The sequence below is a fragment of the Ancylomarina sp. YFZ004 genome (genome assembly GCF_054254355.1).
Window position 1 is genome coordinate 138748 of record NZ_JBTCHQ010000007.1, and the last position, 12737, is coordinate 151484.

General features: G+C 37.8%; 9 protein-coding genes. 5 read left to right on the forward strand and 4 right to left on the reverse strand.

The features are described from left to right. Positions 1-265: 265 nt before the first annotated feature. The 3 genes from ACXR6G_RS12710 to accC form a co-directional block, all read right to left on the reverse strand. A complete protein-coding gene (locus ACXR6G_RS12710) occupies positions 266-1801 on the reverse strand; it encodes an acyl-CoA carboxylase subunit beta (RefSeq protein ID WP_458361808.1) in 1536 nt (511 codons plus the stop codon). A 66-nt stretch (positions 1802-1867) separates the two neighbouring features. Further along, the gene (locus tag ACXR6G_RS12715; protein ID WP_458361809.1) at positions 1868-2377 is read right to left on the reverse strand and encodes a biotin/lipoyl-containing protein; all 510 of its coding nucleotides are present in this window, start codon (positions 2375-2377) and stop codon (positions 1868-1870) included. 19 nt (positions 2378-2396) lie between these two features. Beyond that, entirely contained in the window at positions 2397-3920 is a 1524-nt protein-coding gene (gene accC / locus ACXR6G_RS12720) for an acetyl-CoA carboxylase biotin carboxylase subunit (RefSeq protein WP_458361810.1), read from the reverse strand. Between the two features lie 462 nt (positions 3921-4382). On the opposite strand from accC, the gene ACXR6G_RS12725 reads away from it, so the two are divergent. From ACXR6G_RS12725 to ACXR6G_RS12745, 5 genes are all read left to right on the forward strand, one after another. Further along, positions 4383-4628, forward strand: a complete 246-nt coding sequence (locus tag ACXR6G_RS12725) for a VF530 family protein (RefSeq protein WP_458361811.1) — start codon at positions 4383-4385, stop codon at positions 4626-4628. A 169-nt stretch (positions 4629-4797) separates the two neighbouring features. Continuing rightward, positions 4798-5301 carry a GbsR/MarR family transcriptional regulator gene (locus ACXR6G_RS12730; RefSeq protein ID WP_458361812.1) on the forward strand — a complete coding sequence of 168 codons (504 nt, stop codon included), beginning with the start codon at positions 4798-4800 and terminating at the stop codon, positions 5299-5301. 126 nt (positions 5302-5427) lie between these two features. Continuing rightward, on the forward strand, positions 5428-6594 hold the full coding sequence (locus tag ACXR6G_RS12735) for an efflux RND transporter periplasmic adaptor subunit (RefSeq protein ID WP_458361813.1): 1167 nt from the start codon (positions 5428-5430) through the stop codon (positions 6592-6594). Positions 6595-6636: 42 nt separating this feature from the next. Further along, positions 6637-9807 carry an efflux RND transporter permease subunit gene (locus ACXR6G_RS12740; RefSeq protein ID WP_458361814.1) on the forward strand — a complete coding sequence of 1057 codons (3171 nt, stop codon included), beginning with the start codon at positions 6637-6639 and terminating at the stop codon, positions 9805-9807. A 12-nt stretch (positions 9808-9819) separates the two neighbouring features. Next, positions 9820-11238: an efflux transporter outer membrane subunit gene (locus tag ACXR6G_RS12745; protein ID WP_458361815.1), complete on the forward strand. Its 1419-nt coding sequence runs from the start codon at positions 9820-9822 to the stop codon at positions 11236-11238. Positions 11239-11326: 88 nt separating this feature from the next. On the opposite strand, the gene ACXR6G_RS12750 is transcribed toward ACXR6G_RS12745, so the two are convergent. Continuing rightward, positions 11327-12673 (reverse strand): SO_0444 family Cu/Zn efflux transporter, encoded by a 1347-nt coding sequence (locus ACXR6G_RS12750; protein ID WP_458361816.1) that lies wholly within the window; start codon positions 12671-12673, stop codon positions 11327-11329. Between the last annotated feature and the right edge of the window lie 64 nt (positions 12674-12737).

Sequence of the window (12737 nt, forward strand, 5' to 3'; positions counted from 1 at the left end):
TAAAAATAGAAGTCATTTAATGTGCTTTTCATTTCAAATGAAGCAAGCATAGGAAAACTTGGAGAAAGCAAAGCTGTAGGAATTAATCCTATGCCTTTGCGTTTTTTGCGTAAATATTAACGCTCTTGGCGTGGAAGCTATTAAGTATGTGTATTCTGTAAATGTTGTAATTATGGGGGAATTCATTTATACCTGTTATGTGTTATAAAAAAAAGGCTACTGAATATTACATTCAGTAGCCTTTATTTCTGTTGTATATAACTGATTAAAGAGGAATATTTCCATGTTTCTTTGGAGGATTGTGTTCGCTCTTATTACGACACATTTCCAAAGCCTGTATCAACTTGTAACGCGATTGTTTAGGTTGTATCACTTCATCGATATAACCCATCTCAGCAGCCTTGTAAGGGTTTGCAAACTTATCACGATAATCCTCAATAGCAGCAGCTCTTTCTTCGTCGCTAAGGTTTTTATTCATAATATTTACAGCACCCTCGGCACCCATTACGGCAATTTCACCCGTAGGGAAAGAGTAATTGATATCGGCACCAATATGCTTGGAAGCCATCACATCGTATGCGCCACCATAAGCTTTACGAGTAATCAAAGTTATTTTTGGCACTGTGGCTTCAGCAAAGGCATACAAAAGCTTAGCCCCATGCTTAATAATACCGCCATACTCTTGTTCGGTTCCTGGTAAGAAACCTGGTACATCAACAAAAGTAACCAGAGGAATATTGAAAGCATCGCAAAAGCGTACAAAACGAGCAGCTTTTGTCGAAGAATTGATATCTAAAACGCCTGCTAAGAAGGCCGGATTATTAGCAACTATACCAACTGGCTGTCCACCCAAACGAGCAAAACCAATGGTGATATTCTGAGCATAAAGTGGCATTAATTCAAAGAAATTCTTATCATCAACAACTATCTCGATAATGTCTTTGATATTATAAGGTTTGTTGGGATCAACAGGAACCATGTGTTGCAATTTCTCATCCTCACGGTGAATATTGTCAGTACAAGGTTTTACCGGTGGATCTTCCATATTATTGGATGGGAGAAAGGTCATCAGCTCTCGTAGCATCATCATGGCTTGCTCGTCGTCGTCAGCAACCAAATGGGCTACACCCGATTTTGAGTTATGTGTAATCGCTCCACCCAATTCTTCTTTGGTAACTTCTTCGTGAGTGACGGTTTTGATCACATCAGGGCCCGTTACGAACATATAAGATGTATCCTTTACCATCATGATAAAATCGGTAAGGGCAGGGGAGTAAACTGCTCCGCCAGCACATGGTCCCATAATGGCTGAAATTTGAGGAATAACACCCGAGCCACGAACATTCTGGTAGAAAATGTCTGCATAACCTGCAAGGGATTGAACACCTTCTTGAATTCGTGCTCCTCCCGAGTCGTTAAGCCCAATAATTGGTGCTCCCATTTTCATCGCCAGCTTGGTCACTTTTACAATTTTATCGGCATTTGCACTGCTAAGTGAACCTCCAAAAACAGTAAAGTCCTGTGCAAATACATAGCACAGTCGACCATCTATTTTACCATAACCTGAGACAACACCGTCGCCTAGGAACTTACTCTTTTCCATCCCAAAATCAGTAGAACGGTGAGTCACCATCTTGTCGATTTCGGTGAAGGTATCAGGATCCATCAGATCCTTAATTCTTTCGCGAGCCGTTTTCTTTCCGCCAGCATGATGTTTTGCAATTCGTTCTTCGCCACCACCCAATTCGGCTTTTTTACTTAGCTCTTCAAATCTTTTTATTTTATCTTCTATAGTAGGCATGTTTCTTTTTTTATTGATAGAAATTAGAATAACTAGTAGGGAAACCCCATCACTTCATTGTGTAAATTATTCGATATGTACCAAAGCCTGATTAGCTTTAATTGTATCTTCTTCGTTTACAAAAATCTCAGAAATGGTACCATCTTTCCCTGCTTTGTATTCGCTTTCCATTTTCATTGCTGAAATGATGATGACCGTATCACCTTTCTTAACCTCGTCGCCTATGGCAACTTGTATTTTAACAACTTTGCCAGGCATAGGTGAAATAATAGTACTCTGTTCGTCTTCCAATTCATCACCTTTTCTAGCTTGTAGATATTTGGTTTCAGCATCAATAATTTCAGCATCGTATGAGTGGTAAAACGTATTGACAGAATATTTTTTAGGAGAATCGGTTTCTATGAGTTCAACATTATACGAACGCCCTTTGAATAAAATGGAATAAATGCCTTTTTCAACTTGGTAACAATCCAAATCGTATTCATTATCATCCACCATTATTTTAATTTGATTGCCTGATTCTGCTAGCAATTCGACTTTGGCGGTTCTATCGCCCAGTTTTATTTCTAGTGACATAATCTATATTTTAAGTGGATTAGTTTTTATTGGCTCTATGCATGGCAGATCGTCTTCCGAACTCCTTCCATTTGGTTCCCGATGAAATAGCATCGCTACCTGGTGCATTTTTGAGTTTTTGATTATAGTCTAGAAAAGCTGCAACGATTGCAAGATCTTCAAATCTATCTTTTGCCGAGTCTGGAGCCATTAAGAAATCTTCGTTATCCTGAATAAAATGGGTGTCGTAGTTGCCTTCTTTAAAATCAGGACAATCCATAATACGTTCTAAGAATTGAATTGAGGTTTTTACGCCTGTGATTTTATACTCATATAATGCACGACGCATTCGTTCAATAGCTTCGGAACGAGTTCTTGCCCAAACAATAAGCTTGGAGATCATTGGGTCGTAATGAATAGGAATTTCATAACCTTTGTACACATAACCGTCAGTTCTTACACCTAAACCCATGGGCTCGGTAATATGTGTAATTGTTCCCGGACTTGGCATAAAGTCATTATTGGTGTCTTCGGCGTAGATTCGACATTCAATGGCGTGTCCAAACTGGAAAACATCTTCTTGTTTTATTTCTAAAGGGTGACCTTCTGCAATCTGAATTTGAGCTTTAACAAGATCGTAACCTGTTACCCTTTCGGTGATAGGGTGCTCAACCTGAAGCCGAGTATTCATTTCTAAGAAATAGTAGTTGAGATTATTATCAACGAGGAATTCAATAGTTCCTGCACCATGATAGTTTACTGCTTTGGCTGCTTCAACTGCAGAATTCCCCATCTTCTCTCTAAGTTCAGGCGTCATTAAGGGTGAAGGTGTTTCTTCAACAACCTTTTGATGTCGACGTTGTACCGAACATTCTCTTTCGCAGAGATGGATAACATGACCATGTTTATCACCTAGGATTTGAAATTCGATGTGATGAGGGGAGGATATGTATTTTTCAACATAAACAGCATCGTCACCAAATGATGACATGGCTTCTGATTTCGCAGCACGAAGAGAGCTTAAGATATTCTCTTCTTTGTCTACCATTCTCATCCCTTTTCCCCCACCTCCTGCCGAGGCTTTAATCATAACCGGAAGTCCGACTTCTTTAATAACTCGAAGAGCCATTTCGTCATCCTTAAGGTTTTCTTTGGTTCCAGGAACAACAGGAACACCTGAATTAATCATGGTTGTTCGGGCTGTAATCTTATCGCCCATTGTCGAGATAATTTCAGGAGTAGGGCCTATAAAAATGATGCCTTCTTCTTGACATCTTTTTGAAAACTCAGCATTCTCGCTGAGGAAACCATAACCAGGATGAATGGCATCGGCTTTTGATATTTTAGCAACCTCAATAATCTTATCGATATTAAGATAGCTTTCATTAGATGGAGCAGGTCCAATAGGGTAGGCATAATTGGCATATCTCACGTGCATTGATGTTCTATCAACGTCAGAGTATACAGCAATTGATTGTATGCCAATTTCCCTACATGATCTCATAACTCTTAAGGCGATTTCACCTCTATTTGCTACAAGAACTCTTGTTATTCTTTTGGTCATAGTTAGGGTTTTTATTAAAATTATGATCAATTACCTATCTGATTTGACTCAAATAAGTGTGGTTAATTGATGCATAGTTTCGAATTAAGCAATCTAAATATAAATAAAAAAAGATAGCTCTTCCTATTTTTCTCTGGAATAAAAACAGAAGAAGGGGTATTTGAGACATGAAAAATTGTTTTGGTGTTGAGGTGTAAGTGTTAGGTTAGTAGTGTGTTTGCTTTGTTTTTCATTATGATTATTTGAAGTGGATAAAAAGATGATAAAGTCGTTATTTATAATCAAGCCTTCAAACTAACTCTCGATCTTATGTGAAAGTTGGGTAATAGCGTTTTATTTCTCTAATAATCCAAAATGTTTAATAGGAGTCTTATTCTTTAAGAAAGTAAGATTCCTTTTTACTTTGATTACATTTGCATTGAAGTTAAAAAGTCGATCGAATAAAACCAATGCTATTACCTGATGGAAGAAAATGATAAGATCAAACAAGAACAGCCAAAGAATCTTTTGCATGGTGTTAAGTTGGTAGATATATTGGAATATTTACATGCTGTTTATGGGTGGAAAGAATTAGGGGAGAGAATACAGATACGATGTTTTCAGTCAAATCCTACGATGAAATCGAGTTTGAAATTCCTAAGAAAGACACAATGGGCTAGGGATGAGGTGGAAAAATTGTATTTGGATACCTATAAAAAGATGTTTTAATATAGAGGTTTACTATAATCCAGATCAGCGATTCATTCCGATCTGGATTTCTTTATGCCCTAATTTTATTGGTTTAAAAACTTCAATTTACGTTTTTTTATTTTTTAACATTTTTTGGTTCGGCATTAACCGAACTAATCGTATGTTTGCATCATAAATATGAAAGACTATGAATTCAGAGAAGAGTTTAGAAATCCGTAAAAAAGAATTGGTCGAGAAATTTGGTCTCTTTATGGAGCGACAGGATAACCTGCCTCCAATTGCAGCCCGTATTTTTGCCAGCCTGTTTGTAAATAAGGGAGATGGAACGACCTTTGACGAATTGGTCACTTTTCTTTCTGCCAGCAAGAGTACCATTTCCACGAATATCCAATTGCTATCGAATAGGGGGATGCTTACTTACTATACCAAACCCGGTGACCGTAAAAAGTACTTTACCCTTTCGCCGGAGTCTCTGCTTGCTCGCGTTGAAGAGGAGATTGTTCAGTATAGAACGGAATATCAAATTGTCAAAGAAATCATTGATTTCAGGGAAGAAATCAATGAAATAAGTGATGATACAAATATTGATAAATCTTACCCTTATCTCGACTTTCTTTCAAATTCACTGACTCTCCTAGAAACGCTTAAAACAAATGTAAGCGTCAATTGTGGTATGAACACACAAGACTAATCATTTAAAATCAGACTCATTAATTAAATACAGAATTGCTGTATTTGTTCTTGTGTTTTAGAGGTTCGGTGTTTGACGAACTAAACGAACTGGAATACTTAAAACTTGAAAATAATTAAAAATATCATGATAAAAAGAAATTTTCTAGCAATGTTAGGCATAGCTCTATTGGCTTTGTCATCCTGTAATCAGACGGATAAACCTCAAATGGCACATAAGATCTCGCCTTTTAAGGTACAGACTCTTGCCACATCGGATGTGACTGTTTATAAAAAATATGCAACCAATATTGAAGGCGAACAGAATGTTGAGATTCGTCCTAAAGTGGATGGTTTTATTGAAAAGATATATATAGACGAAGGAGCTACAGTTAAAAAAGGACAACTTTTGTTTAAGCTTAGCGCTGAGACTTTGAATCAACAGTTGAGTGCTGCAAAATCTAACGTTGAGCTTGCTGAATCTCAGGTTGAAGTGGCACAGGTAGAACTTGAAAAAATCAGACCACTGGTTGAGAAAAATATTATCAGTTCCATTGAATTGAAAACTGCAACGAGTAAACTAAATGCAGCCATTGCACAATTGAATGCGGTTAAGGCTAATTATTTGAATGCTAAGGAAAATTTGGCTTACACCAAAATCAGTAGTCCAGTTGATGGTATTGTAGGTAGTATTCCATATAAAGTAGGGAGTTTAGTTGGGCGTAACGAAGCTCAACCCTTAACCACTGTTTCAGATATTAAGAATATGTATGCTTATTTTACCATGAATGAGAAACAGCTTTTGGAATTCATTCGAAGCTTAGGTGGCAATAGCATGGCAGAGAAGATTGCGCTAATGCCTGAAGTGGAATTGTTTTTGGCAGATGGTAGCTTGTATGAGTATAAGGGTAAAATCGAAACCATTAATGGTATGGTAAATCCCAGAACAGGTAGTGTTAATTATCGAGCTAAGTTTTCAAATCCCAATAGGTTGTTGCGTAATGGTAACAGTGGAACAATTAAGTTTCCGACTCAGATAAAAAGTGCTATTCTATTGCCTCAGAAATCAACTTTCGAATTACAGGGTAAACGCTTTGTTTATGTGGTAGGTAAGGAAGACAAGGTGAAGTCTAAAGAAGTCATCGTTTCTGAAACAGTGGGCAATCAAATTATTGTACAAAGTGGTGTAGAAGCAGGTGAGGTTATTGTGAATGATGGTTTGATTAAGCTGCGTGAAGGCATGCAAATTATACCAAATTCTATTAGTTTAGCTGTTAAATCTGGAATTAACGAAGAAGTTTTGTCTGATAAATAATCATTAATTATCAATTGATAATTATTATTCTAAAAGTATATCATGTTTCAAAAATTTATAGAACGGCCGGTACTCTCGACTGTTATTTCCATATTAATTGTAATTCTGGGCGTACTTGGTTTAACCTCTCTACCTGTTCAGCAATTCCCTGAAATTGCACCTCCAACGGTGAAAATTTCGACATCTTATCCTGGTGCCAATGCTGAAACCGTATTAAAATCGGTAGTTGTACCAATCGAAGAGGCTGTGAATGGGGTAGAAGGCATGACTTATATGTCGTCGAGTTCAAGTAATTCAGGAGCTGCAACTATCAATGTTTATTTCGAATTAGGTACTGATGCTGATATTGCTGCAGTAAAAGTTCAGAATCGTGTAGCCACGGTCAATAGCAAATTGCCATCACAGGTAATCAAGGCTGGACTTACAACCGAGAAGGTTCAGAATGGTGTGTTGATGTTCTTTTCTCTGTATTCGGAGAATGAAGATTTCGATGCGACTTTTGTTGAGAATTATGCCCGTATCAATATGATTCCATTGATCAAACGTATCAATGGTGTTGGTGATGCCAATGTATTTGGTTCTCGCGATTATTCAATGAGGATTTGGTTGAAGCCTGAAAAGATGGCTGTTTACGGTTTGTCTCCTCAGGATATTGTGAATGCTTTGAATGAGCAAAACATTGAGGCTGCACCTGGCAAGTTTGGTGAGAATTCATCCCAGTCATTCGAATATGTAATACGTTACAAAGGGAAGTTTTCTGAAGTGTCTGAATATGAAGATATCATATTGCGATCAGAAGGCAATAACAACTTTTTGCGATTAAAGGATGTGGCAAAAGTTGAATTGGGTGCCTTTAATTACTCCATTCAAAATAAAACGGCGGGTTATCCTTCTGTTGCTATGGCGGTTTATCAAACTGCAGGATCGAATGCGCAAGAAATTGTGAAAGAGATTGAGAAAGTGCTTGAAGAGTCATCTAATGATTTTCCTCCGGGGATTAAGTATGTTATCCCTTTTAATACCAATGAATTTTTAGATGCTTCCATCGATCATGTTGTCATGACTTTAATTGAGGCATTTCTCCTTGTGTTCTTGGTGGTTTTCTTATTTCTTCAAGATTTCCGATCGACTCTAATTCCTGCAATTGCTGTACCCGTTTCTATTATTGGTACGTTCTTTTGCTTGCAATTATTCGGATTTTCTATCAATATGCTGACTCTATTTGCTTTGGTTTTGGCCATTGGTATTGTAGTCGATGATGCTATTGTGGTGGTTGAGGCTGTACACGCCAAGCTCGATGCAGGTGCCACGAGTGGGAAGAAAGCGACCCTTTCTGCCATGAACGAAATCACTGGAGCGATTATCTCCATTACGCTTGTTATGGCGGCGGTATTTGTACCTGTTTCCTTTCTTGAAGGTCCAACGGGTGCTTTCTATCAGCAGTTTGCTTTAACTCTTGCTGTAGCTATTGTTATTTCGGCTATTAATGCCTTGACTTTGAGTCCTGCTCTTTGTGCTCTTTTACTGAAACCGCATAATCCTAGTGATGCTCACAAAAAGGGATTAAAGAGTCGTTTTTATACCTCATTCAATACGGGTTTTGACGCAGTGACTGACAGATATACAAATTCGGTTCGGTTCTTAATCAATAAAAAATGGTTGTCAGGTCTAATACTTGTTGTGTTTGTTGTGTTGGCAGGTTGGATGTTTAAAACCACTCAAACAGGTTTTATTCCCAACGAGGATCAAGGGATGATTTTTTGTGACATTACCTTACCTCCAGGATCAACACTTGATCGTACGGCTGAAGTGGCTGATAAAGTTGATGCTATTATCAAGGAAATGGATATTGTTGATACTCGTATGTTTGTGAATGGCTTTAGTTTGCTGAGTGGCACCCGAGGTGGATCAAAGGCTTTTGCAGTAATTAAGTTAAAACCCTGGGCTCAGCGTAAGGAAGATCATCAGAAGGTTAATGCTGTGGTCGGACAATTGTTTGGTAAAACGGCAGGTATTTCTGAGGCTCGTATCTTATTCTTTACACCACCTACGGTAAGAGGATTTGGTAATTCGGATGGATTTGAAATGCAATTGCAAGACAAAACCAATGGAAGTTTTGATGGATTGATGAACAATACCAATAAGTTTTTGATGGCATTGAATCAGCGACCGGAAATCAAGTATGCTATTACTTCTTTCAATACAGGATTTCCTCAGTACGAAATGGATGTGAATGTTGAGAAAGTGAAAGAGGCAGGTATTTCAGTTAACGGATTATTTATGACTCTGCAAGGTTATTATGGCAGTTGGTATGCAGCAGATTTTAACCGATTCGGGAAACAGTATCGAGTTATGATTCAGGCAGATCCTGAGGATAGAGCTACTGCTGAATCGCTTGATAATATCTTCATTAAAAATGGTAAAGGCGAATTGGTTTCTGTTAGTCAGTTTGTGCAATTGAGCAAGGTCAATGGACCTGATGTGGTTAGTCGTTTTAACCTGTTTAATTCGGCGACTGTAAATGGTAATGTAAATCCAGGTTACAGTACGGGAGATGCCATTCAGGCTATTGAGGAAGTGGCTGCAGAAGTATTGCCTGCTAGCTATGGTTATGAATTTTCAGGAATGACTCGTGAGGAACAGAAAGCTGGTAATAAAGCGATTCTTGTTTTTGCTTTGAGTTTGATTTTTGTGTATTTCCTTCTGTCAGCTCAGTATGAATCTTATATTCTTCCTTTTTCTATCATCTTGTCATTGCCTATCGGGATTTTCGGAAGTATTTTATTTATCAATTTGGTTGGTTTAGATAACAATATCTATTTCCAGGTAGCACTAATCATGTTGATTGGTTTATTGGCGAAAAATGCGATTCTGATTGTGGAGTTTGCCCTTCAGCGTCGACGTGAAGGTATGACAAAAGCACTGGCTGCTATTGAAGGAGCCAAGGCGCGATTACGTCCGATCTTAATGACTTCATTCGCTTTTATTCTAGGCCTAATGCCATTGATGTTATCAACAGGCGCTGGTGCCGTAGGGAACCGTTCTATTGGTACGGGAGCCGTTGGAGGTATGTTAATTGGTACTGTATTTGGTGTATTCGTTATTCCTGTATTCTTCGTTATTTTCCAAACTATTCAAGAGAAAATAAGTGGAGCACCAAAAATGGAAGAAGCAAAAAAAAATGAAGAAACAGAACTGACAAGCGTTCAATAATCCTAGACATAAATGAACACAAAAAGAATAATATACGGAATCATATTTTTGGCTTTAGCCTCAACAAGTTTACAATCTTGTTTTGTAGCCAAAAAATATCAACAACCTGAAGTCGAAATTCAGGATCAGTACAGAAATGTAGCCACATCAGACTCGGCGACTTTGGCTAGTATGCCTTGGGAGAGTTTATTTACCGATACACAATTAAAGAATCTAGTGGTGGAAGCACTGGATTCGAACCTTGATTTATTAATGGCAGTGGAGCGAGTAAATGCTGCTGAGGCTTATTTTAAACAAGGAAAGATGGGCTATCTACCATCTGTGAATTTAAGTGCAAATGGAGGTAATTATGAAGCATCAGATAATAGTGCTTCTGGAATTGCTGCTGGAGGTAATGGACCAAATTATGAGAATTACCAGTTGAATGGAAGCATTTCTTGGGAGGCTGATATCTGGGGCAAGATTAGAAGTAGTCGAAGAGCTTCTCAGGCTGCCTACTTACAATCAGAGGCTTCTAGAAGAGCTGTAGAAAGTGCATTAGTCGCCAATATGGCTTCTGCCTATTATCAGCTATTAGCGCTAGATGCTCAGGTTGAAGTGGCTCAAAGAACTGTTACCAATCGTAAGGAAAGTCTTGAAACAATGAAAAGTCTAAAGGAGGCTGGACGGGTAACCGAAGCTGCAGTTAAGCAAACTGAAGCACAGCTTTATAGTACTCAAATCTTGCTGTTGGACTTTGAACAGAATGTTGCCTTACTTGAGAATACGATTTCATTATTACTAGGTAGAGCTGTTGGTGAAGTTGACAGAGGCAAGCTTGATGAACAGCAAATTAGTATGGAATTGAAAATGGGTTTTCCTGTTCAGTTATTTAGCAACCGTCCTGATGTGATGGCAGCTGAATTAGGGCTTAAAAATGCTTTCGAATTAACCAATGTTGCGAAAAGTAACTTTTATCCTAGTTTGAGTGTTAATGCCACTGTAGGTCTTGAAAGTATTAAGTTCGAAGATTGGTTTAGTACCAGTTCTATTTTTAGTAATATAATCGGGAATTTAGCACAACCTTTATTCAATAAAAGAAGTATTCGAACAAAGTATGAAGTTGCAAAAGCAAGACAGGCTGAGGCTAAGTATAGTTTCAAAAAAGCCTTGTTGAATGCAAGCAAAGAAGTGTCAGATGCGCTTTACAGTTATAAGACTGAACAAGAACGTTATGAGATTAGAAAACAGGAATTGAAAGCTTTAAGTGATGCTGTTAGTTACTCCGAAGAATTATTGATTAATGCTTATGGTAATACAACCTATTTGGAAGTATTAACAGCCAGAAGTAATGCCCTTTCTTCAGAAATCAACTTGATAAATTCTAAGTTCAAGCAATTGAATTCGACTGTTGAACTTTATAAAGCATTAGGTGGGGGATGGAATAAGTAGATTTATACTTCTTCAAGTTTAGGTTAGAAACGAAAAGGCAGCCAGTTAGGCTGCCTTTTTTAATATCTAAAAATGAAATAATTATTTTCTAAAGCTCACCGCCATATTCGAAACCTAAGCTCTCAAGTTCTTTTTGAATCGTTTCTAATTTGATTTTTTTACCAGAAATATGAAGTCGTTTTTGTTCTAGGTTAACTTCTGCTAAGTCGATATTTTTTAGAGCTCCAATATGTTTTTCTACCGAGTTTTTACAGTGATTACAACTCATACCTAATACGGCGAGTAAATAGTCTTCTGTTTTCTCTTTTGTTTCGCTTAAAGATAGATTCTTGCGTTTTAAGAGCATCTTCTGTATGTATCCATTAATGATTAATAGGGTAAGAGAAATACTACTTCCCCATTGTAACCAAAGTGGTAAGGAAAAGTGTCCTTCGTGTGCGCCCATATGGGAATGCAGGCCTTTTAAAGTAAACCATTCTCTTGGTAGGCTATAATCAATCAATAAACCGAAAACAAGAGCTCCTAATATGATAGAAATTAGATAAGCGAATGTCGTTTTCTTTCCCAAAACTTTGTTTAAAACCGTGATGGTAGCAGCATTTGTTGCTGGGCCAGCCATTAAAAAGACAAGTGCCGCACCAGGTGAAACGCCTTTCATTAATAATACGGCTGCAACAGGTACCGATGAGGTTGCACAGATATAAAGAGGAATTGAAGCAACTAGAATAATAAGCATGCCAATAAAATCATTCCCGACATAGCTTGCAAAGAAATCATCCGGAAGGGCTACCGAAATAAGTGCCGCAAGCAACAAACCGATAACCAACCATTTCGAAATATCCTGAAGGAAATCGACAAAGGCATACTTGAACATGCTGTAAATTTTAGAATGCTTTGTGTCTGTTTTCGTATCACAAGAGTCTTCACAGCCACAATCTTGATCTGAACCGGTAGCGCAATTTGTATCGCAGCTGGCAGTCTCAATTGGAGTGTTTTTTTCAAGTCCATTATCCTTTTTATCGTAGCGATTTGCCAACATGCCACCCACATAGCCTGTAACTAAAGCGATAATAGGGCGTATAATAGCAAATGGAAGTCCAAGAAGGGAATAGGTCACTAATATTGAATCAACTCCAGTTTGAGGTGTTGAGATTAGAAAAGAGACAGATGAGCCTTTACTTGCTCCACTTTTATAAAAGGAGATACCAGTCGGAATAACACCACAAGAACATAAAGGCATGGGGATCCCTAAAAGAGAGGCATTCAGTACGGAGCGACTATTCTGTTGTCCCATATACTTATCGATGAATTTCTGGGGAATGGCAACTTTTAAAATACCTGCAAATAGAAAACCTAAGAGCAGATAGGGTGACATTTCATTAAGAATTTGAATGAAATCGATAAGAAACTGTTTTATATAGAGTGTGATATCCATGGCTTTTAAAATTCTGTTTGTAAGAACGAAAGTATAAAAATATATGGATTATTCAATATGTGTA